At 54.0% G+C, this 22,202-nt stretch carries 15 protein-coding genes; 7 read left to right on the forward strand and 8 right to left on the reverse strand.

The annotated features are described in order from the left end of the window. Positions 1 to 50: 50 nt before the first annotated feature. Both AB8809_RS00300 and AB8809_RS00305 read right to left on the reverse strand, forming a co-directional pair. The gene (locus tag AB8809_RS00300) at positions 51 to 569 is read right to left on the reverse strand and encodes an Hcp family type VI secretion system effector (RefSeq protein WP_012772797.1); all 519 of its coding nucleotides are present in this window, start codon (positions 567 to 569) and stop codon (positions 51 to 53) included. 556 nt (positions 570 to 1,125) lie between these two features. Further along, positions 1,126 to 2,376, reverse strand: coding sequence for a valine--pyruvate transaminase (locus tag AB8809_RS00305; protein WP_181845719.1), 1,251 nt, complete (start codon positions 2,374 to 2,376; stop codon positions 1,126 to 1,128). A 393-nt stretch (positions 2,377 to 2,769) separates the two neighbouring features. Between AB8809_RS00305 and AB8809_RS00310 the strand changes: the two genes are divergently transcribed. After that, positions 2,770 to 3,978 carry an aldose 1-epimerase family protein gene (locus AB8809_RS00310; protein ID WP_012772799.1) on the forward strand — a complete coding sequence of 403 codons (1,209 nt, stop codon included), beginning with the start codon at positions 2,770 to 2,772 and terminating at the stop codon, positions 3,976 to 3,978. Between the two features lie 163 nt (positions 3,979 to 4,141). Then, positions 4,142 to 5,053 carry an EamA family transporter gene (locus tag AB8809_RS00315; RefSeq protein WP_349855549.1) on the forward strand — a complete coding sequence of 304 codons (912 nt, stop codon included), beginning with the start codon at positions 4,142 to 4,144 and terminating at the stop codon, positions 5,051 to 5,053. A 73-nt stretch (positions 5,054 to 5,126) separates the two neighbouring features. On the opposite strand, the gene AB8809_RS00320 is transcribed toward AB8809_RS00315, so the two are convergent. Continuing rightward, positions 5,127 to 6,572, reverse strand: coding sequence for a tagaturonate reductase (locus AB8809_RS00320; RefSeq protein WP_349855550.1), 1,446 nt, complete (start codon positions 6,570 to 6,572; stop codon positions 5,127 to 5,129). Positions 6,573 to 6,585: 13 nt separating this feature from the next. Continuing rightward, positions 6,586 to 7,608 carry a zinc-binding alcohol dehydrogenase family protein gene (locus tag AB8809_RS00325; RefSeq protein ID WP_349855551.1) on the reverse strand — a complete coding sequence of 341 codons (1,023 nt, stop codon included), beginning with the start codon at positions 7,606 to 7,608 and terminating at the stop codon, positions 6,586 to 6,588. 141 nt (positions 7,609 to 7,749) lie between these two features. Here AB8809_RS00325 and AB8809_RS00330 point away from each other — a divergent pair, with 141 nt between their 5' ends. The 3 genes from AB8809_RS00330 (at position 7,750) to ggt (ending at position 12,270) form a co-directional block, all read left to right on the forward strand. Beyond that, positions 7,750 to 8,664 carry a GntR family transcriptional regulator gene (locus AB8809_RS00330; protein ID WP_012772803.1) on the forward strand — a complete coding sequence of 305 codons (915 nt, stop codon included), beginning with the start codon at positions 7,750 to 7,752 and terminating at the stop codon, positions 8,662 to 8,664. A gap of 213 nt (positions 8,665 to 8,877) precedes the next feature. After that, complete coding sequence (locus AB8809_RS00335) at positions 8,878 to 10,227, forward strand: MFS transporter (RefSeq protein WP_012772804.1); 1,350 nt, start codon at positions 8,878 to 8,880, stop codon at positions 10,225 to 10,227. A 264-nt stretch (positions 10,228 to 10,491) separates the two neighbouring features. Then, positions 10,492 to 12,270, forward strand: a complete 1,779-nt coding sequence (ggt, locus tag AB8809_RS00340) for a gamma-glutamyltransferase (protein WP_349855552.1) — start codon at positions 10,492 to 10,494, stop codon at positions 12,268 to 12,270. Positions 12,271 to 12,368: 98 nt separating this feature from the next. Here ggt and AB8809_RS00345 read toward each other — a convergent pair whose 3' ends face one another. Both AB8809_RS00345 and eat read right to left on the reverse strand, forming a co-directional pair. Next, entirely contained in the window at positions 12,369 to 13,712 is a 1,344-nt protein-coding gene (locus AB8809_RS00345; protein WP_349855553.1) for an aspartate aminotransferase family protein, read from the reverse strand. A gap of 33 nt (positions 13,713 to 13,745) precedes the next feature. Further along, entirely contained in the window at positions 13,746 to 15,107 is a 1,362-nt protein-coding gene (gene eat, locus AB8809_RS00350) for an ethanolamine permease (protein ID WP_012772811.1), read from the reverse strand. Positions 15,108 to 15,365: 258 nt separating this feature from the next. Here eat and AB8809_RS00355 point away from each other — a divergent pair, with 258 nt between their 5' ends. Then, the gene (locus AB8809_RS00355; protein WP_349855555.1) at positions 15,366 to 16,373 is read left to right on the forward strand and encodes a phosphotransferase; all 1,008 of its coding nucleotides are present in this window, start codon (positions 15,366 to 15,368) and stop codon (positions 16,371 to 16,373) included. Between the two features lie 172 nt (positions 16,374 to 16,545). Further along, the gene (locus AB8809_RS00360) at positions 16,546 to 17,604 is read left to right on the forward strand and encodes an AraC family transcriptional regulator (RefSeq protein WP_349855556.1); all 1,059 of its coding nucleotides are present in this window, start codon (positions 16,546 to 16,548) and stop codon (positions 17,602 to 17,604) included. Positions 17,605 to 17,609: 5 nt separating this feature from the next. On the opposite strand, the gene bcsC is transcribed toward AB8809_RS00360, so the two are convergent. Next, positions 17,610 to 21,104, reverse strand: coding sequence for a cellulose synthase complex outer membrane protein BcsC (gene bcsC, locus AB8809_RS00365; RefSeq protein ID WP_349855557.1), 3,495 nt, complete (start codon positions 21,102 to 21,104; stop codon positions 17,610 to 17,612). Next, on the reverse strand, positions 21,086 to 22,201 hold the full coding sequence (gene bcsZ / locus AB8809_RS00370; protein WP_349855558.1) for a cellulose synthase complex periplasmic endoglucanase BcsZ: 1,116 nt from the start codon (positions 22,199 to 22,201) through the stop codon (positions 21,086 to 21,088). The genes bcsC and bcsZ overlap by 19 nt, the downstream gene beginning before the upstream one ends. Position 22,202: the final 1 nt, after the last annotated feature.

Below are 22,202 nucleotides of genomic sequence, written 5' to 3' on the forward strand. Positions count from 1 at the left end.
GGGCCATGGCTCAATGCAGAAAACCCGGGCAAGCCCGGGTTAGAGAGGAATTACGCTTCGATCGGCGCACGCCAGTCATCAGAACCGGACGTACCGGCAACGGTGTGTTCCCAGTCAATTTTGCGGTAGGCCAGTGACACTTCAATCAGTTGGGTGTAATCCAGTTTTGATGGATCCTGGCAGTGTGGCATCTGGCAGTTGATGTCAACGATGGTGGAATCGGTCAGCACGGTAGAGAAGAAGTGCTCCTGCTTGCCTTCAACCGATGTGCGGTACCATTTCAGGGTCACTGTCGGCAGCATTTCACCGGACGCCAGGGCGTTGTACATCAGCGGAACCGCTTTGTTCAGCGCAACGGTGAATTTGAACGGCTTGTGTACGCGCTGGCCGGATGGCTGACCAGACTGCGGGTCGGTTGGTACGGTGACGATGTGTTTGAATTCTTGTACCAGCATTTCGTCTTCGTGGCCTTCCACATAGATGTTGCCGACAGAATCAGACGTGAAAGCACCAGCGGTGATATTGCCCTGCGTTTTACCTTCGATGCTGATATAGCATGGAGTTGGCATAGTCTTGCTCCTTGTTATTGAACGGAATGAGTAACTTCGCCGTTCACATAGCAATCCGTGTGCCAGAATTTATGTGTTTGTTTTTTAATGAAAATTAATTAATTCAAATTTTACCTAAGCGAAATTTGAGCAAAAAATTGCGCAGACTTTGCGAATCGTTTGCAGACATTGCGTAAAAAGTGATTTTCACCAGAAAGTGAGCAATAAGTTGCGCAGAATGCGCATTTATTCTGAAAATTTTAGTTAGTGTTGAGAGATTGCCGTCTTTTTTGAATGAATAAGCGATTAATCAGGGCATAAACCAATGCTATTACCGATTAAAAAGGGAAAAATAATCCCCATGATTAATCGTTAGCCGACTGATGTTGTGGGTGATAGCAATGTGGGCAATGAGATGGCGAAATCAGGTGAACAAATCGAGGGAGTGTCGGTCGCGGATTTGGCACTGCTATCACGACGTGCTGAAAGATAGTCGGTGACAAAATAAAAACAGTGGGGCAAATGTGCCTGTACCCCACCGTATTTCGTTTAATGACGAGTCTATTGTGGCGGCGAATTAGCCTTCCTGCATCGCCTTTTCAACTTCTTCCGCCAGAATCGCAATACCCTGTTCGATTTTCTCCGGTTCCGGCACATAGTTCATGCGCATACATTGATGAGCGTGCGGCCAGCCTTGATCCAGACCGGGGAAGAAATAGTGTCCCGGTACCATGAGGACGCCGCGTTTTTTCAGGCGCTGGTACAGGATTTCCGTCGTGATAGGCAGATCTTTAAACCACAGCCACAGGAAGATTGCGCCTTCCGGTTTATGAATCAGGCACTGCTCAGGCGACAAGTAACGACGAATAATCGCGATCGTTTCCATCACGCGCTGCTGGTAGAACGGGCGTATGACGTCGTTAGATAAGCGCAGCAGATCGCCACGTTGAATCATCTCATACGCCAGCGCCGGGCCGACTGCACCCGGAGACAGACTAATGATGCCGTTCATGTTACCGATCGCGGAAATCACCTTTTCATCCGCAATCACGATACCGCAGCGTGAACCGGGCAGACCCAGCTTGGACAGGCTCATGCACAGGATGATATTCGGGTTCCACAGCGGCGTCGCGTCGGTGAAGATAATGCCGGGGAAAGGCACGCCATAGGCGTTATCAATCAGCAAGGGAACCTTGTGCTGCTGCGCCAGAATATCCAGACGCATCAGCTCGTCGTCGGTCAGCACGTTACCGGTCGGATTCGTTGGACGAGATACGCAGACCAGCCCGATATCATCAGTAATCGACAGGTTATCGAAATCAACGTGATATTTGAATTGTCCTTCAGGCAACAGTTCGATCTGTGGGCGAACGGAGACGAACATGTTGTCGTCCAGCCCGGAATCCGAATAGCCAATGTATTCCGGTGCCAACGGGAACAGCACCTTTTTCAGGCTGCCATCGCTGTGGCGACCTGCAAACAGGTTAAATAAGTAGAAAAACGCACTCTGGCTGCCATTTGTCAGCGCAATATTCTGTGGTCCAATCTGCCAGCCTAATTCATTACTCAGCAGTTCGGCCAACGCTTTAAGCAGCGTATCCTTACCTTGCGGGCCGTCGTAGTTGCATAGCGCTTCCGTTAATTTCCCTTGTTCCAGCATATCCTGACACAGCTGCTGGAAGTAGCTATCCATCTCTGGAATGTGTGCCGGATTGCCGCCTCCCAGCATGATTGCGCCTGGCGTACGCAGCCCTTCGTTCAGGTCGTCCATTAATTGGGTGATGCCAGCGTGGCGCGTGAATTTCTTGCCGAAAAGAGAAAAGTTCATAGTTTATTTATCAGTGGTCGTACACAGGTTAGCGGCAACCATAGCGCTTGCGCCAATAGGGTGCAATGTGGTCAAAAAACAATCTGATGATTTTTTATCTCGCCATGTGTTTAAAATTCAGCATGAATGTCTGAGTTTACCCTCGGCAGGGAAATAGGATTTATACGACATGCTTTATGTTGCTGAAACGATGTCAGCTTTTACCGATCAATATCTCAATAATTCTGCAACTATAGATTCCATTCATGATGATTTAGTGATGCTAATCAGATAAATAACGCGGCAATGCTGAATTTTTCCATCTGGTGATAGCTATCACATTCTGACCATCAGCTGATTTGTAGTCTTTAGCTCGCATTAGCTAAAACAATTCAGCAAAGAGGGATGGTTAACATGAAAAAATTACTGGCTATAGGCATTACACTGGCGCTGACATCATGGCAACTATCGGCGCAGACGTTTGTGCTGACAGATGCTGAAAGCAGTGTAGAAAAGGGAAACTGGCAAATTGGTAGTGATGCTCTGAAGATCAAAAATCAGCATTTCAGCATTGAGCAAAAAGTCCTGCACGGCGGACGTCAGGAAGGCAGTAAAGTGATTACGATTACCAGTCAGGATGGGCTGAAAATTGCTCTCAGCCCGACGCGAGGGATGAACTTACTGCACGTGACGGGGAAAAACATCCGTTTGGGGTGGGATTCACCGGTTGATGAGGTCGTCAACCCGAACACCATCAATCTGGAAAGCCGTAACGGACTGGGCTGGCTGGAAGGTTTCAATGAGATGATGGTGCGCTGCGGCTTCGAATGGACGGGGCACCCGGTCGTCAGCGAGGGCATGATCTATACCCTGCATGGCCGCGCAGGCAACACACCGGCTTCAAAAGTGGTGGTGGAAGTCAGCGATAGCGCACCGCATACCATTACGGTGCGGGGCCTTTTGAAAGAAAACAGCTTCAAGAAGTCGAATCTGGAAACCTGGACCGAGCTGCGCTACGTTCCCGGCAGCGAGTCGTTTACCGTGCATGATGTGTTGACCAACAAAGCCGACTACGCGCGCGACTATCAGATTATCTATCACAGTAATTTCGGCACGCCGATTCTGGAGGACGGTGCGCGTTTCATCGCGCCGGTGAAAGAGATTTCTCCGTTTAATGACCACGCTAAAGCGGGTCTGGCAACCTGGCAAACCTACAAAGGGCCGACAAAAGATTTTGATGAGATGGTGTTTAACATTACGCCGTATACGGATGGGCAGGGCAAAACGCTGGCAGCGCTCGTAAACAAGGCGGGGGATAAGGGCGTGTCGATTGCTTTTGATACCCATCAACTGCCGCTGCTGACGCTGTGGAAAAACACGGATACGGAAAAACAGGGCTACGTCACAGGGATCGAACCCGGTACTAACTACGCCTACCCGGTTACGATTGAACGTGAGCAAGGACGGGTCAAAAAGCTTCAGCCTGGCCAGAGCACGACGTTTGAGCTGACATACAGCCTGCTGAGTAGCGCAGAAGCGGTACAGAAAACGGAGCAGAAAGTAAAAGCCATTCAGGGTGATAACAAAACCACGCTGACAGAAAAACCGATCGCCATCGAGTAAACGTCCTCTAGACCGGCCACCGATTCAGGTGGTCGGCTATCCCATGTCATGGTTCCGCTTAGTCATTGTCACGTAACGTCATAATTATCTTTTCTTATCCGTTTTTTCATTTTACGCGTACCTTGAGGAAGGTATTTGTTACGTATTTGATCAGGGGATGAGAATGTCGGTGAAAGATGCGCTACTCGCGCTTTGTGTCGTGGTGTTATGGGGTGTGAATTTTGTGGTGATCAAGGTCGGCCTGAATGATATGCCGCCCTTTTTACTGGCAGGGCTACGTTTCTCGCTGGTGGCGCTACCGGCTATTTTCTTTGTTCCGTTCCCGCGTATTCCCCTGAAATGGCTGATTGCCTATGGCATGACAATCAGCTTCGGTCAGTTTGGCTTTCTGTTTCTCGCTATCAAGCTGGGTATGCCTGCGGGGATTGCCTCGCTGGTGCTACAGGCTCAGGCCTTTTTTACGCTGCTGGTTGGCGCGGTTTTACTGTCGGAAAAGCTGCGTTGGAATCACGTTGTTGGGATTCTGGTAGCCGCGATAGGGATGGTGGTGCTGGCAGAAGGGCGCACAGCGCTGCAAATGTCCTCCGGTATGACCACTACCACGCTGCTGCTGACGCTGGCGGCGGCGCTGTCATGGGCGGTCGGTAACATCGTCAATAAAGTGATCATGAGCAAAAACAGCGATGTACGCATCATGTCGCTGGTGGTGTGGGGTGCATTGGTGCCTGTCGTGCCGTTTTTCATCAGTTCCTGGCTGTTCGAAGGCAGGGACGCGATTGTCCACAGTTTAACGACGATCCAACTGCCGACGATCTTGTCGTTAGCGTATCTGGCGTTTGCGGCCACCATCATCGGTTACGGGATTTGGGGAAGCCTGCTGGCGCGCTACGAGACCTGGCGTGTGGCGCCCTTATCGCTGTTGGTGCCGGTGGTTGGGCTGGTCAGCGCCGCCGTTTTTCTTGGTGAATCGCTCTCGCTGCTGCAAATCATGGGGGCGGTGTTGATTATGGCCGGCCTGTTGGTGAATGTGTTTGGCGCGCGGTTACGTTCATGGCTACCTGTGCGGCAGCCATAGCGGTGCAGTTGAACGATTTGGGTATGTATTATCTGAAAGGGAAAACAGCGCCTGGAGGCGCTGCCTATTGTTATTATCCTTGTGCTTTCAACGCCTGACGCATCCCTTGCGTCAGAATATTGCCCAGATCGGCTGCCACCTGCTCCACTAAACCTGGCCGCAAAGTGAGATCCTCTCCCCAGTGTGCGGTGTCTGCGAGTACCTCGTTGACTAACTCATGCACGGTTAGATCGGTCCCCACGCGTGGCCACAGCTGGCGGTAACGGGTGAGCCACTGCTCATCATCCTGTAAAGGATACGTTTCGCCCGCTCGTTCTCCGCGGTAGAAGGCAATTAGTGCGGCCAGCGCAAACGTCAATCGTGCCGGAAAGCGCGCGTCGCGGTGGCCTGCCAGTAACTGCGGCAGAATACGTGTGCGGAATTTAGTCATGCCATTGAGTGCGATGGAGAGCAACTGATGGCGAATATAGGGGTTCTGAAAACGTCCGGTGACGGCATCGGCAAATTCACGCAGCTCATTCGCCGGTAAATCGAGCACAGGGATGATCTCTTGATGTAGCGTATTTTCTACAAAGCGACGTACATCGGCGTCCTGCATCGCTTCACCTACTGTATCCAACCCGCAGAGCCAGGCAACCGGAACCAGAGCGGTGTGTGCACCATTCAAAATCGCCACTTTACGTTCTTTATACGGCCTGATGTCGTCAACAATGCGGATATTAAGCGGGCATTCCGCTAGTTTCAGCTCATCTGCCAGCCAACCGGGGCCTTGAATGACAAAGAGATAAAAATGTTCGGCAGTATCCAGAAAGGCATCGTGGTAGCCCAGCTCCTCTTCCTGCGCTGACGACTCTTCATGTGGGTATCCCGTTACGATTCTGTCCACGAGCGTGGAACAGAAGGTGTTGGCTGTCTCAATCCAGTTGAGAAACGCGGGTGAGAGTTGCCATTCCTGAGCATAGCGCAGAACCAGAGCTTTGAGCGCCTCTCCGTTATAGTCGATCAGTTCGCAGGGAATAATTACCCAGCCTTTATCGCTCTCACCGTTAAAATGCGTAAAGCGTTCCAGCAACAGGCGTGTCAGCTTGGCAGGAAAACTGACCGGCGGCGTATCGTTGACGCTGTCGCCTGCGTGATAGCTGATGCCCGCTTCCGTGGTGTTTGAAAAAACAAAACGAATGGCGGCGTTATGAGCCAATGCCAGATAATCGGCAAAATGCTGATACGGGTTAATCTCGTTATTCACCGAACGGATCAGGCGCGCATCGCTGACGGCCTCATCCTGTTCGTTAAGCCCTCTAATGACCGTGGTGTAAAGCCCATCTTGCGTATTGAGCGACGGTGGAAAATCGGTATTAATGGGGCGCACAATCGTTACGCCCGCCTGGAGATCGGTCTTCTCATTTAGCACATCCAACTGCCAGTCTACAAAGGCGCGCAGGAAGTTGCCTTCACCAAACTGAATCACTTTTGTTGGATAGCATGCGCCGGGAAAGTTTTTCCGATTCAATGTCTTCATGATTATTCCCTCATCAGAATGTGATGACGCCTTTGATCAGCTCACGGTTGTTAATGACATCCTTTTCATAGATGTCAGCCAGTGTGGAAAAGGGATAACGGTGTGTCAGCATCATTTCTGCGGTGAGTTTACCTTCAGACATCAAACGACCCACTTTGGCGAAATCTTCCGGTGTGGCGTTACGACTGCCCATCATCGTGGTCTCTTTCTTATGGAAGTCAGGATCGGAGAACTGTAAATCACCTTTAAACAGACCGACAAACACGATGCTGCCACCGTGGCGGATCAGGTTAATGGTGTTGTTCATCGCATGCTGGTTTCCCGTGGCATCAATCACTTTTTCTGCCAGCGAACCGCCAAATTCGGCACGTAGCTGGGCCTCAAAATCCTCGGCAGAGGGATCGACGACCGAAAGATTCAGGTGGGCAATAACGTGCTCGCGGCGAGCTGCACTGGTATCTGCGACAACCACGTGAGCGCCGTCTGCTTTGGCGATAGCTGCTGCGCCAAGGCCAATCGGCCCGGCACCGACGACCAGCACCTGTTCACCCTGTAACACCTTTGCCCGACGAACGGCGTGTGCACTAATTGCGTAGGGCTCGATTAACGCCGCCGCCTGTGGGTCGATCCCTTCTGCAAGCAACACGTTTGTGGCGGGCACCGCCAGATATTCGCTAAATCCGCCATCCTGATGTACACCAATCACTGAAATTTTCTCGCAGCAGTTGGTACGGCCGGTCTTGCAGGCAGGACATTGCTGACAGGCGACATAGGGAATGACGGCAACCTGCTGGCCTTTTTTAAATTGATGTACATTTTTGCCCGTATCGACAACCTCTCCACATATTTCGTGGCCTAATACGCGTGGGTAGCTAAAAAAGGGTTGATTCCCTCCCCAGGCATGAATATCTGTGCCACAAATACCCACAGACTTAATTTTAATTAATGTTTCACCTTCACCCGGAATAGGTATTTCACGTTTTTTCCAGACAAGTTTTTTTGGTTCCTGGCAAATCAATGTATTCATTGTTGACATGATTATTCTCTCCTGTTTTTTGTTTTTTCAGATATTGATGAAAAAAAATATTGATGAGAGACAGGAGCTATAAATTGTGAATGCGGACTCATAAAAATGTTTTAAATCGGTTTTTAATATGCTCAAAAAAGGAGATCTCTCATGAGTCGTTCACAAAATTTACGTCACAATGTCATTAATCAGATTATCGATGATATGGCCCGTGGTCATATTCCCTCGCCTCTGCCATCGCAAAATGCGCTGGCAGAAATGTATAACATCAGCCGCACAACGGTGCGTCATATTCTGGTTCATCTGTGTGACTGCGGTGTGCTTATACAGGTTGGCAGCGATTATGTGATTGCCCGAAAACCCGACCACGACGATGGGTTCACCTGTATTACCGCCCCGATGGCTGAGCAAAACCGCATTTTCGAGCAGGCATTTTTCACCATGATTAACCAGCGTCTGCTACGTGTGGGAGAGACATTTTCAGAGCTACAGCTCGCACGGGATGCGGGTGTAAGTCCGGTAGTCGTACGTGAATATCTTTTAAAATTCGGGCGTTACAATCTGATTCAGAACGAAAAGCGTGGGCAGTGGAGTATGAAAGAGTTCGATCAGGCTTACGCGGAACAGCTGTTTGAATTACGGGAAATGTTGGAGACACATGCTCTGCAACACTTCCTCAATCTGCCGGACGACGACCCCCGTTGGCTAGAGGCTAAAACCTTGCTGGAGCGCCATCGCATGTTACGTGACAGCATTGGCAACAGTTTTCGCATGTTCTCGCAGCTCGATCGTAGTTTTCATGCGCTTTTACTTTCCGCTGCTGAAAATGTCTTTTTTGATCAGTCGCTTGAAATCATCTCTGTGATATTTCATTTCCATTACCAGTGGGATGAAAGCGATCTCAAACAGCGCAATATCATCGCGATTGACGAGCACATGACCATTCTCAGCGCACTGATTTGTCGAAGCGATCTGGATGCCACGCTGGCGCTACGTAACCATTTGAATTCAGCTAAACAATCGATGATTCGATCAATTAATCAAACAGTGCGAGCTGACTATTAAAAACCAATTAAAAACCGTAAATCATTATCAAGAGCACGGTTTTATCAAAATAAAAACGCCTGAGAAATATCTCCTATCTATGCTCACGAGAAGTCGACTGTATTAATAAAAATTCGTGAGTGGTGATGACGTATTTCATTGCTTTCCGTTTAAAACCACTTTACTCGGCCCTGCGTTGAGTAAAGATAAAATTATAATATCCAGGAGCCAGACGTGGAAAAGAATAATATAACGCTAGACCCGCGTTCTTCGTTTGATACCCGTTCTTCAGCACCGCCAGAGGGAATAATTCAACGCAGTAGTCGCATTAAACGTATTCAGACTACGGCAATGATTCTGCTATTTTTTGCGGCGGTGATTAATTATCTCGACCGAAGTTCTCTTTCGGTCGCTAACTTAACGATTCGTCAGGAATTGGGGCTAAGTGCAACAGAAATTGGTGCATTGCTCTCCGTTTTCTCTCTTGCCTATGGGATTGCACAGCTCCCTTGTGGCCCGTTGCTGGATCGTAAAGGCCCGCGCATTATGCTTGGCCTTGGAATGTTTTTCTGGTCACTGTTTCAGGCACTGTCTGGCATGGTACACAGCTTCACTCAGTTCGTACTGGTCCGTATTGGTATGGGGATTGGCGAAGCACCGATGAACCCATGCGGCGTGAAGGTGATCAACGACTGGTTTAACATCAAAGAGCGCGGCCGCCCGATGGGATTCTTTAATGCGGCTTCAACGATTGGTGTTGCAATAAGCCCCCCCATTCTGGCGGCGATGATGTTGGTCATGGGCTGGCGCGGTATGTTCATTACCATCGGCCTATTTGGTATTTTACTCGCTATCGGCTGGTATATGTTGTATCGCAACCGTGAGCAGATCGAACTCACCGCTGATGAGCAGGCGTACTTGAACGCGGGCAGCGTGAACGCTCGTCGCGATCCGTTGAGTTTCATTGAATGGCGCAGTCTGTTTCGTAACCGTACGATGTGGGGCATGATGCTGGGCTTTAGCGGCATCAACTATACCGCGTGGTTATATTTAGCCTGGCTGCCCGGCTATCTACAAACGGCTTATAATCTGGATTTGAAAAGCACGGGTCTGATGGCCGCGATTCCTTTCCTGTTTGGTGCCGCTGGGATGCTGGTGAACGGCTATGTCACGGACTGGCTGGTGAAAAGGGGAATGGAACCAATCAAGAGCCGTAAAATCTGCATCATTGCCGGTATGTTGTGCTCTGCGGCTTTTACCTTTGTTGTTCCACAGGCGACAACCTCAATAGAAGCGGTATTACTGATTAGTATGGCGCTGTTCTGCATCCACTTTGCGGGAACATCGTGCTGGGGGCTGATCCATGTTGCCGTTGCGTCGCGTATGACAGCATCAGTCGGCAGTATCCAAAACTTTGCCAGCTTCATCTGTGCATCATTCGCCCCGATTGTGACCGGCTTTATTGTGGATACCACGCATTCCTTCCGTCTGGCGCTGATCATCTGTGGTTGTGTGACGGTATTGGGTGCGCTGGCCTACGTCTTCCTCGTTCGTCAACCGATTAGCGATCCTCGTAAGGATTGATTCTCCGCCGCCCCGCATCTCTATCCCCTTTCTTCTGCGGGGCGGTTTTTTGTCACCTTGCCTTATGACGGTGCGTATTTATCGTGCAGCGTCGCAAAGATAAGCGGCTATTTTCGCAATTTCTCACGCCTTTCCTACGCTTCTTACTGCTGCTGATGAATCCGTTAAGCCGCGGTCGTTTATTGGCGCGGGCTTTGCAAGTTAGCTTTGCACGAGGGTAGACATAAAAGCAGTGAGTGAAATCAACGGGATAAAGGGGTCTTCATGAAAACAAAAAACACAACATCGGGAAAATGGTTGCTGTCGCTGAGCGTGGCGGCGCTGCTGGTGAGTGGAGCTGTGCAGGCGGCATCAGCCCCTGCGGTGGAAGCGAAAAACGGTATGGTGGTTAGTTCACAGTATCTGGCTTCGCAGATTGGCGTCGATATCATGAAGATGGGCGGCAACGCGATTGATGCCGCGGTGGCTGTGGGCTATGCGCAGGCGGTAGTGAATCCCTGCTGTGGCAACATCGGCGGTGGCGGGTTTATGACGCTGCATCTGGCCGATGGAAAAGACACCTTTATCAACTTCCGTGAAACGGCACCGGCGGCGGCCAGCGCCAACATGTACCTGAACGCGGATGGGAGTGTGAAAAAGGATGCGAGCCTATATGGCTATCTGGCCGCTGGCGTACCGGGTACGGTGATGGGGCTGGATACCGCGCTACAAAAATACGGCAAATTGACGCGTGAACAGGTGATGGCACCAGCGATTAAACTGGCGCGTGAAGGTTTTGAACTTACGCGGGCAGATACCGATATTTTGGATACTACGGTAAAACGCTTCAAAGCTGACCCTGAAGCGGCGCGCATTTTCCTGCGTCCCGACGGTAGCCCGTTGCAGCCCGGTGATAAGCTGGTGCAAACCGATTTGGCGAATACCCTGGCAGAGATTGCTGCGAAAGGGCCGGATGCCTTCTACAAGGGGGAGATTCCACAGGCGGTGGAGAAGGCGGCAAAGCAGGGCGGCGGCATTTTGACGGCGGCTGATTTTGCCGATTACCGTATTACCGAAACGGCACCGGTAACCTGCAACTATCGTGGCTATCAGTTTGTCTCTTCGCCACCTCCTAGCTCCGGTGGCGTCACGATGTGTGAAATTCTCAATATTGTCGAAGGCTACGACATGAAATCGACAGGCTTTAATTCTGCCGCCACCGTTCATGTGCTGACGGAAGCGATGCGTCACGCTTACATGGATCGCAATACGTATCTCGGCGACCCCGCGTTTGTCAGCAACCCTGTCGAGCGCTTGTTGAGCAAAGATTATGCCGCCGAAATCCGCAAACAAATCGAGCCGGAGAATGCGACGCCGTCCAAAAACGTGCAGCCGGGGGTGGGTCCGCACGAGCGACCGGAAACCACGCACTACTCCATCGTGGATAATCAGGGCAATGCGGTGTCCACCACGTATACCGTGAACGGGCGTTTTGGTTCGGTGGTGATTGCGCCGGGAACAGGTTTCTTCCTCAATAACGAAATGGATGACTTTACCGTGAAAGTTGGCGAGAAAAACCTGTATGGGTTGGTGCAAGGAGAGCGTAATTCGATCGCCCCCGGTAAGCGCCCACTTTCGTCCATGAGCCCGTCATTGGTGACGAAAGACGGCAAGGTCTTCATGGTGCTCGGTTCGCCCGGTGGTTCGCGCATTATCACCATCACGCTGCAAACGGCGCTGAATATCATCGACCACGGCATGGCGCCGCAGGAAGCGGTAGACGCACCGCGCATCCATCATCAGTGGCTGCCGGACGAGGTGTATTATGAACAGCGCGGGTTGTCTGCCGATACGCTGAATCTGCTGAAGCAGCGCGGCTACAAGATGGTGGAACAAACGCCTTGGGGCGCAGCGGAGCTGATTCTGGTCGGCTTACCGGGTGCGGCGGGTGTGACGCCTGCGGATTCGGGCAATGACTCAGCGGTATCTGGCAAAGTACGTGAAGGTTACCTGTACGGCGCCAATGATATCCGCCGCCCGGCAGGGGCAGCGATAGGGTATTGATCGGAAAGAATGTCAGGAGCCTGTTTGAGTGGGCTCCTGAGTTTCTCCGTTCATGGTGATGCGAGTAAATCTGCTGGATATGGAGGAAAGTTGCGAAATCAGGCGTGGGTTAGTGCCCCCAGGCAGTCATCCAGCGCGCCGACCAGCCAGTCGATGTCCTGCGTTTGGAACGCCAGCGGCGGGCGTAGTTTCAGCACGTTGCCATAAGGGCCTGCTACCGATGTCAGCACACCGCGATCGCGTAGCGCTTCCGTCAGATTTAGCGCCAGTGTTTTATCCGGTGTTTTACTGTCTCTATCGCTCACCAACTCAAACCCGATGAAGAGTCCGGCACCGCGCACGTTGCCTACACTGGCGTATTTGTCTTGCAGAGTAGTCAGTTCCGCCAGCAGCTGTGCGCCCACGACGCGGCTGTGTTCCTGAAGTTGCTCATCGTGAATCACTTTCAGCACCGCCTGCGCAGCGGCCATCGCCACCGGATTCCCACCGAACGTATTGAAGTAGGGGATCTGGTCGCTAAAGGCGGCGAGTACGTCACTTTTTGCCAGCAGTCCGGAAACCGGGATGCCGTTGCCCATGGGTTTTCCGGTAGTGATGATATCCGGCACGACGTCATGCCGTGCGAAGCCCCAGAAGGCGTCGCCAGTGCGTGCGAAATCGGGCTGGACTTCATCCGCGATGAAAATACCGCCATTGCGGTGAACCACATCAACCACAGGACGTAAAAAGCCGCGCGGATTGGGGTGTACGCCATCGGAAGAAAAGATGGAATCCGCGAGGAACGCAGCAAATTTGATGCCGTGTGCCGCCATGTCGTCGATCTGTTTCTGGATTTCATTGGCAAACCACACGCCCAAGTCCGGCGTATTAACACGGTAGGCGTCCGGCGGGGGCACCAGTCGGGTCGTCGCTGCCAGCGGTTGGCCGCTGCCCAATGCAGGTGAGACGCCGGAGGTCAGATCGCTGGTGCCGTGGTAGGCTTCACGCGTCACGATCACGCCTGTGCCGCCGCTCCAGGCACGCGCCACGCGGATCGCCAGATCGTTGGCTTCCGAACCCGTACACATATACATAGCACGGTTAATCGCCGTGGGTGCGGTGGCGAGGAGCTGCTCCGAATAGTCCAGAATACGCTCGTGCAGATAGCGCGTGTGGGTATTGAGCATCGTCATCTGCTGGTGTACCGCTTCTATCACCGCAGGGTGGCAGTGGCCGATACTGGCGACATTGTTATACACATCGAGGTATTTCTTGCCGTCGGCATCCCACAGGTATTGCCCTTCGCCGCGCACCAGATGTACGGGTTTGCGATAAAACAGCCGATAGGATTCGCCCAGGACCCGGCTGCGCTTGTCGGTCAGCGTACGGATATCCGCGCTCAGCGCGTCGGCATGTTCGGCGCGGAAGCTGTTGGTATCCATGATGGTTGAACGTGTTGCCATAATCTCTCCCGTTATAAAATGTGCGCCGCAGTGTTAGTTGGCATCGGCGACAAGCGGCTCAAGCAAATGTTCCCGTCGTGCTTTGGTCGTCAGGAAATAGAGGTAGCCGAGCAGCATAAAGGTGCAGAACAGCCCACCGATCACCGGGTTGAACCAGAGCATCGCAATCAGGCAGATGATGGCGCAGACGAGGGCGAACGCGGGGACGATGGGGTAACCGGGGGCGCGATAGCTGCGTGCCATATTGGGGGCGCTACGGCGCAGGCGGAACAGGCTTAACATGCTCATGATGTACATGACGATGGCACCAAAAACCGCCATGGTAATCATCGCTGCCGTCAGGTTCATGCCCTGTAGGTTAATCCCGTCGCAGAAGATGGCGGCAATCCCGATCGCGCCACCAGCCAGAATGGCGCGGTGCGGCGTGTGGAAGCGGGACAGTTTGGCAAGCCCCGGCGGAAGATAGCCTGCGCGCGCCAGTGCGAAGAACTGGCGGGAGTAGCCCAGAATAATGCCATGGAAGCTGGCGATAAGACCGAACAGACCAATCCACACCAGCATGTGCATCCAATTGGAGTTTTCCCCGACGATGAGTTTCATTGCCTGTGGCAAAGGATCGTTGAGGTCGGAGAGCTGACGCCAGTCGCCTACGCCGCCCGCCATCAGCATCACGCCAATTGCCAGAACCACCAGCGTCAGGATGCCGCTAACGTAGGCTCGCGGAATCGTGCGTTTGGGATCTTTCGCTTCTTCGGCAGCCATTGCCGCGCCTTCGATAGCGAGGAAAAACCAGATGGCGAACGGTATCGCTGCAAACATACCGGAAATGGCTGCGGGTGAAAATTCATGTTGTCCCGCCCAACCGTGTGCCACGAAATTACTCAGGCTGAAGCCTGGCGCAACCACACCCATAAACACCAGCAGTTCCATGACGGCCAGCAGCGTGACCACCAGCTCAAACATCGCCGCCAGCTTCACGCCGAGAATGTTCAGGCTCATAAAGATAAGGTATGCGCCAACGGCCGCGAATTTGGGATTCAACTCGGGGTATTGCACGTTCAGATAGGCGCCAATCGCCATTGAAATGGCTGGTGGTGCGAAAACAAATTCAATCAGCGTGGCCATACCGGCAATCAGGCCACCCAGATCGCCGAACGCGAGTCGGCTATAGGCAAAAGGGCCGCCAGCATGGGGGATCGCTGTAGTGAGTTCGGTAAAGCTAAAAATAAAACAGGTGTACATGGCGGCAATGAACAGCGTTGTGACTAAAAATCCCAACGTACCCGCGACACCCCAGCCGTAGCTCCAGCCAAAATATTCACCAGAAATTACCAGTCCTACCGCGATACCCCACAAATGCAGGGTGCCCAGCGTGGGCTTTAATTTGCTCGTCATCACATTATCCCCGTCAGTCTGCTCATGGTTATTCAGGGCCAGTACGGCAACCCCTGTTGGCTTGTGTAGCGATAATGCCCACGCTTGTTGGTGGAAAACTTGACGCTGGCGTATCGAATGCTGCGCGCTGAAGTCAACTTTTACGGTGGGTATCGCGCCAGCGCCTTCTGGGGTCAAACCGGGGTTCTGGTGCGTCAAGTTTCTCTGTACGACACACGCCATGCTGAACGCTCGTTGACTTGCGTCGGAGTGGGAACCATGAGTGCTAAACAATATGACACCTTAAGTAATGCAGAAATTACCGCGCTGGCGCACCGGGCGCTTGCCTGCTATCCGGCGGCGGTGCAAGGGGAAGTGCGGCTGCTGTGCCGCTCGGAAAATGCGACGTTTCTTGTTTCGTCGGCAGGTAAGCGTTATGCACTGCGGTTACATCGCAGCCACTATCACCAGAAATCGGAGATTGAAAGCGAGCTGCTGTGGCTGGATGCGCTGCGAGAGACGGGTATTGCCGTGCCGGAAGCGGTTCGTAATGTGGACGGGGAGCGGGTGCAGTCACTGAGTTTATCCGACGGTTCCTGTCGCTATGCCGTGCTGTTTCACTGGATTGACGGCGAGATGCCGACCACCAGTATTGATCCGCGAGCGTTCCAGCAACTGGGCGAGATCACTGCTCGCCTGCACCAGCATAGCCGCCAATGGCAAAAACCTGACGGTTTCCAGCGTATTGTCTGGGATCATCACACGATGGTCAGTGCGCAGAGTCATTGGGGAAACTGGCGTGACGCGCCGAACCTATCGCGTGGTGAACACGGTATTGTCGAGGAGGCTATCGGGCGTATGGCGGCGGAAATGGCGGAATTTGGCAAAGCGCCGCACCGCTACGGGTTGATTCATGCCGACCTGCGCCTGACCAATTTGCTTCTGCATCGCGGCGAAACGCGAGTTATCGATTTTGATGACTGCGGTATGGGGTGGTATCTGCACGATATGGCCGCGGCGATCAGCTTTGTTGAGCACCATCCGCGTGCGGCGGAGTGGGTTGAAAACTGGCTGTGTGGTTATGAACGTGTGGCGCACGTCAGCGATGAGGAATTGGCGCTGTTGCCGACGCTGTTGATCCAGCGGCGCATCCAGCTTACGGCGTGGGTAGGCTCGCACGCAGAAACCGAGATGGCGCAGAGTCTTGGGCCAGACTGGGCAAAACATAGCGTGCGCCTGTGTCGGCGCTATCTGGAAACCAGCGATCTGCCGATTGGCGTGGCCTGAATGCACCACGGGCGGGCAGCGTGCGCTATGGTAATGCCTGCTCGTCCCACAAGAGATTTGTAACCCATTGATTTCGCTGCCTCACGCTCTGGTATGAAACTTGCTGGTATGAAGTCTGCTAATCGTTTCATGGCCCGTTGGCGGGCCGTGTGATACGGCGAGGTGAAAGGCAATGGAAAACATGACGTACTCTTTGGCGCTGAATGCGGCGTTCTCCCGCAACTGTGGCGTGCTGGCGGCGGCGGCAACCGGACTCGGCGACTTTATCCATGATAGTGGCGGTGATGCCGATCGTATCTTCGGCATCAGCGGCGTCGATCCCGAGCAGCTCGCCAGCCCGACGCTCAGTCTGGGGCTGGTGAACTATTGCCGTGTGATGGAGGAAGCCGCGCGTAATTCAGGCGTTGATAATTTCGGTTTACGCTACGGCAAGCAGTTTAAACCGCAGTCATTAGGTCTGATCGGCTATATCGGTTTATGTTCGGATACGCTGGAGCAGGCGCTGCACAATGTGGTGAAGGCGTTTCCCTGTCATCAGCACGACACGCTGACGCGCATGGTGGATAAAGGCGACTGCTGGCGGCTGGATTATCAGGTTCGGCACGGCGCCATTCTGCATCGTCGGCAGGATGCCGAACTGACGCTCGGCATGTTTCTTAACCTGATTCGTCATGTTTTGGGCAAGCATTGGGCACCGCGCGAAGTGCACTTTGAGCATCCACGCCCGGAAATGTGGCATGAGCACTGTAAGGTGTTCGATGCGCCGGTTTACTTCGATCAACCCTACAATTCCCTGCTTATCCCCAAGCATCAGTTGGTTCGCACCATGCCGGATCGCGACATGACATTGCTGCTGGTGATGCAAGATGCCATTCGTCGTCTGAACGAGACGTCACCGCAGCAAAGTATTGTCGATCAGGTGCGTACGCAGGTTCATCTGTTATTGATGCAGAAAGAGCCGACGCTGGAAGAGGTGGCGGAGAAGGTGGGGTTGTCCAGTTGGTCGCTCCAGCGCCGTCTGCGGGAGGAAGGACTCAGCTTCTCTCTGCTGGTAGACAAACTGCGCTGTGAAATGGCGACACACTATCTTCAACAGAAGCAACTACCGATTTCGGAAATGGCGCTGTTGCTCGGCTATTCCGAGGTGAGCGCCTTTTCCCGCGCATTCCGTCGCTGGTTTGGCATTAGCCCGCGCCAGTGGCGTAAAGGTGAAGCCCTCAATCTTTCCTGATGCCGCTATTTAAAATCCGCGTACGGCGTGAGCGGCTGCGGTGGGCTGTCGAGATCGCCCTGCCAGCCGGAGGCGGAGTAGCGCAGGTAGATGAGGCCGTGGCTTGGGGTGTAGTCCTTCGCTTGCTGAATGTCGATACCGACACCCAGCGTCCAGTGTGAGCTGAGGCGGCGTTCGACAAGCGCTCGCGCCGTATAGCCGAAGCCGGAACTGCTGCTACCCTGCTCGATGGTGTCTCTGTCGGTGAGTGCAGCGTTACCCAGCAGGCCGGTCAGCGGATAGCGGCGCTGGTCTTTGGTAGAAGAACGCGACCACGACAGCGATCCGCCGAGTTCCCACGACCAGTTTTCCGTCCGCTGCCGGTAATTCACTGGCACGCCCAGCGAGAAATATTGCTGCGGGCTGTAGTAACCGCCCTGACCGAGCGAGTAGCCACTGAGATCCTTCTGGTAGCGCCACCACATGCTGTTCAGACCGACCGTGACGCGTCGGTTATCCTCGTTAATCAGCTTGTAGTAATAACCTGCCATTGCACGGGCGCGATCGTTATCGGCCACATTTTTACCGGTGATCTGGTGGAGGCTGAAATCACTCCAGACGCCGTGCGCTTCGCCCCGATCGTAGCTCAGCCCGAGACTGACGCCCGTGGCTCGCACGCCGCCCCAGGTTATGCCCGTGCCGGGGTCTTTGGTGCCGCCGAACGCCAGCAATGAGCTGGATATTGGGCGGCGGGAGGCCGTCGCCGTCCAGCCGATTTGTCGCCAGTCGCCGCTGTAGCTTGCGCCACCGACAACATCCACTACGTCGAAGCCGAGCGGCGTGGTGCCGAGATCCGCTGACCAGCGATCGTTTTTCCAGCCTGCGGCAACGCTGGTGCCGGTGGTTTTCTGTGATTTACCGTCGAAGCAGTCCCGCGTGGCGCAGGTGCCGAAGGTTTCCCGGTACGCGCCGTTACTGCCTGTCGAGAAGGAACCTGCGTTCATCTGTACGGTATCCGTGCGGAAGAAGGCGCGGCCGTCGTACAGCGGCATATCCACCTGCAACAGGGTGTTATGGGCGCTCAGGTCGGAAATCCCACCGGTGCCGCTTGAACTCGAATAATCGTGATCGAGGGTGACGGTAATATCCTGCTTGCGATACAGATCCGCGGCGTCAGCGCGGATGCTGCGTTGCAGCCAGTCATCGCTGCTTTTATTACGTGCCAGTCGGGTGTAGTCATCGTCGCTTTGCGGTAGCGCGGGAGCGATGCCGCTGGCGACCATCGCCTGTTTATAGTCCTGCTGCGCCTGCTCTGGTTGAGACTGCTGTTGTTCAACGCGTGCCGCATCGCGATAGATCAGCGCTGTCGTTTGATCGATAGGAGTTTGGCCGACCGGCTCTTTCTGAGCATCGATTTTTAGCTGGCGGAAAAGCGCCGCTGATTTTTGCGGATTGCCTACCGCTTGCCAGGCGTTGGCGACGCGCCGCTGGCTGTTAAGTGTATCCACCGCCTGCGTTGGGAGCTGGTTCAGGCGCTGGCGCGCATCATCTTGTCGACCCTGTGCGATAAACGCGTCGATCTCACCTAACTGGGCGTCGGGGTTCTGTGGCTCCCGTGTGCGAATACGTTGATATTCCGCCAGCGCTGTCGCGTATTCACCCCGTACCAGCGCCCAGTCTGCCAGCAGCAGGTCGATACGGGTGTCAGCCGGTTGCTGGCGCAGGAACACAATAGCGGCAGGTTCGTCACCCGCATCGCGCATCGCTTCCGCTTTCGCCAGCGTGGTCTGAATCGTCAGGCGCTGGGACAATTCACGCATGTCGTTGCTCCACTGTGCAGTGGGAAGCGTGCTCAGGTGAGCGAGTGCTTGCTCATCACGATTGGTAGACGACAGGTAAAGTGAGTAAACATAGTTCTTCTCGGCGCTGGTGGGTGGCACGGCAGTTGCGCGTTGTACCACGCTGTCCGCTTGCTGCGTTTGTCCCAACTGGCGCAGCGTCTGGGCATAGTGATAAGCGAGCCATATATCGTTCGGATCCTGCTGGTTGGCCTGACGATATTTTTCTTCGGCCTGCGTCCACTGCTGCTGTTCCGACAACTGATCCGCCTGCTGTTTCAGGATATTGAGTTGCAGGGCAGCAAGTGTCTCCCGCATCGTATTCTGCTGGCTGCGCGGCAGGCTGTTGAGGTAAGCGAGTGCTTTCTCCGGCGACTGCCGCTGGTAAATACCAACCAATCCGCGTAGGGCGTTATCATTACCGGGTTCAAGGTGTAAAGCCTGCTGGTAGAGCGGCTGGGCGGCGGCATCATTTTTGCTGGCAACAGCCACGTCGCCCAAACCAATCAGCGCATAAGCATTGGTATTATCCATCTGGCGTGCCTGCTGATATTTCTGCCGCGCCAGCGATAGGTTGTTAGCTTTCAGCGCGTTGTCACCTTCCGCAATGGTGGTCCAATATTGCGTGCTTTGGATCAGTCCTTCCCATTTGCCGCTGTTCAGGCGATTAACATCTGCCTGCAATGCCTTCTGGAACTGTGTCAGCGCTTTTGCCCGATCGCCTGCGCGCAGGTAAACCAGACCAATGGCACCGATGAGTTCAGGATCGTTTGGCGTGGCCGCCAGTGCCTTATTCAACTCGCTAAGCGTGGCGCTATTGCCGCCACCATCTTCAATCTGCGCCAGTGCACGCAGCCGCCCCTGATAAACGGGGTCGGCTAATATTCCCTGCTGGCGGCTGAGTTCTTTACGTGCCGTATCCGCCTGTTCGCCTTCATCAAACACGGTCAGAAAGCGGTTTAGTTCAGCCACGCTTTGTGGCGTGACCAGCATCCGGCCAATAATTTCCAGCCATAGCGACGCTGCCTGACTACGCCCGACGGGGTCGTTAGAAAGCTGTTTGAGTAGGGGATAGGCTTGCTCATTGCGGTTCTGGCTGAACAACAGCCGTGCCAGCACCATGCGCAGCGGCACATTATTCGGGTAGACCTGATCTAACGCCTCCAGTTGTTTAATCGCCAGAGGCTGCTGGTCGGGCAAGCGAGAAACCAGACGCCAATATTCTACGGCGAGCTCAAGCGTTGGCGGATCGCCGTGAAAGAGCGCATCGTACTGCACTTTGGCTTCAGCATAGCGCCCGGCGGTAGACAGCAAGCGCGCCTGCTGTAATTGCTGGCGAGCGGCATCCTGCGTCAGTGCCAGCGTGGTGGCTGACTGACGGTAGGTGGCAGAGCCGGGAGCCACCGCCTTCAGCTTGTCCAGTTGCTGACGAGCCTGGGCCTGATCGCCTTGACGCAGCGCCAGCCGTAATCGGGCGGCGATAACCTCGGGATTGTTTGGATCGATAAGCTCCAGTCGATAAAGCGATTGGCGCACGAGGTCGTCTTTGTTGCTGGCTTCTCCCAGACGCACCTGCTCCATCAAAAATTGCTCTGGCGATGCGATTTCCGCACTGTATGCCTGCGGCGCAGCAACCAGCAATAACGAGAGGAAGCGCAGCCAGTTTACGGTGTTGTTGTGCATTGGCTGCCCCGAGACGGTAAAAGTTGGCCTTGTGAAGTGAAGCGATAGCGCTTCTGATCCCATCCCTGACCAAAGAGCGTCAGAGAGGCGGAGAAATACGCATCATCCCCCGGAGGGTTGTCGGCCAGCCGCTGTCGTTGGGTAGCCAGTGCATCCGACTGACGAGAAAGCATCGGAAGCAGCGAAGCGGAAAACCCAACCGATCCCTGTCCAGTGACGGTGCCTGTCGCGGTGTCGGTTTTTTCGGGCGGCAGACCTTGCTTTATCGTCTGCTGAACCATTGGCTGAAACTGTTTGATCAGATCGGTTTTCCCTTTGCTGCTGTCGGCCATCATCCCTGCCCACAGATAGACGCGGATGGCGTCGTAGCTGCCGATGTTGGGTTTGGTGGTATCAGGCTGCCAGCCCTTATCTTTTTGCCAGATGACCCAATCAGGCGAGAAGCCTTTTGGCGCGGTTTCCAACAGCAGGCGTTGCGTGGTGCGCTGCATCGCTTTCCACGTCTCGCTCAGTGGCGCAAAGCGAGCCAGCAGCTGTGGCGGAAGGTAACTGGGATTTAATCGCCAGCTCTCTTTCTCTGCGAAGCCTACTTTGCCGGGCAGCAACATCACACCTAGCCCTGGAATATTGACGACCTCTTCTTTGGCGATACGGGTGAGCAATGCGGTGCCAACTGTCTGATAGCGCGACTCTTTCCACAGCCGACCAGCCTCAAGCAGGCTGTAGGCGATCCACAGGTCGGCATCGGAAGCGGAGTTGGGATCCAGCACCGTCCACTGCTTATCTTTGTTTTCTCCCCACAGCCAGGCGGGCAGATGCGCACGTAAATCACCGGCGGACAGGTTGTTTTCCGTCCATTGCAGCAGCCGATCAAACATCACGCGATCGTTGGCGACCAGAGCAAAGAACATGGCGTAGCTTTGCCCTTCGGACGTGGTGATTTTGTTGGGGGTTGAGGTATCAATCACCCGTCCTTCCGCACTGATGTAATGCTGTTTGTACTGCTCCCAGGCTGGCCAGTCGCAGACGGCGGCGGTGGCCTGGGAAGCCCATAGCCACAGCAACGTTGGGATCAGGTAGCGCAGCACGCGTGGCATG

The organism is Pectobacterium aroidearum, from assembly GCF_041228105.1.
Classification (GTDB): domain Bacteria; phylum Pseudomonadota; class Gammaproteobacteria; order Enterobacterales; family Enterobacteriaceae; genus Pectobacterium; species Pectobacterium aroidearum.

Bases quoted from the DNA above. Each gene is read 5' to 3' on its own strand.
- AB8809_RS00325 (WP_349855551.1), bottom strand. From the start codon at position 7,608: ATGTCAACAATGAATACATTGATTTGCCAGGAACCAAAAAAACTTGTC.
- AB8809_RS00320 (WP_349855550.1), bottom strand. From the start codon at position 6,572: ATGAAGACATTGAATCGGAAAAACTTTCCCGGCGCATGCTATCCAACA.
- AB8809_RS00345 (WP_349855553.1), bottom strand. From the start codon at position 13,712: ATGGCAACACGTTCAACCATCATGGATACCAACAGCTTCCGCGCCGAA.
- AB8809_RS00330 (WP_012772803.1), top strand. From the start codon at position 7,750: ATGAGTCGTTCACAAAATTTACGTCACAATGTCATTAATCAGATTATC.
- AB8809_RS00355 (WP_349855555.1), top strand. From the start codon at position 15,366: ATGAGTGCTAAACAATATGACACCTTAAGTAATGCAGAAATTACCGCG.
- AB8809_RS00300 (WP_012772797.1), bottom strand. From the start codon at position 569: ATGCCAACTCCATGCTATATCAGCATCGAAGGTAAAACGCAGGGCAAT.
- bcsZ (WP_349855558.1), bottom strand. From the start codon at position 22,201: ATGCCACGCGTGCTGCGCTACCTGATCCCAACGTTGCTGTGGCTATGG.
- bcsC (WP_349855557.1), bottom strand. From the start codon at position 21,104: ATGCACAACAACACCGTAAACTGGCTGCGCTTCCTCTCGTTATTGCTG.
- AB8809_RS00305 (WP_181845719.1), bottom strand. From the start codon at position 2,376: ATGAACTTTTCTCTTTTCGGCAAGAAATTCACGCGCCACGCTGGCATC.
- AB8809_RS00360 (WP_349855556.1), top strand. From the start codon at position 16,546: ATGGAAAACATGACGTACTCTTTGGCGCTGAATGCGGCGTTCTCCCGC.
- AB8809_RS00310 (WP_012772799.1), top strand. From the start codon at position 2,770: ATGAAAAAATTACTGGCTATAGGCATTACACTGGCGCTGACATCATGG.
- eat (WP_012772811.1), bottom strand. From the start codon at position 15,107: ATGACGAGCAAATTAAAGCCCACGCTGGGCACCCTGCATTTGTGGGGT.
- AB8809_RS00315 (WP_349855549.1), top strand. From the start codon at position 4,142: ATGTCGGTGAAAGATGCGCTACTCGCGCTTTGTGTCGTGGTGTTATGG.
- ggt (WP_349855552.1), top strand. From the start codon at position 10,492: ATGAAAACAAAAAACACAACATCGGGAAAATGGTTGCTGTCGCTGAGC.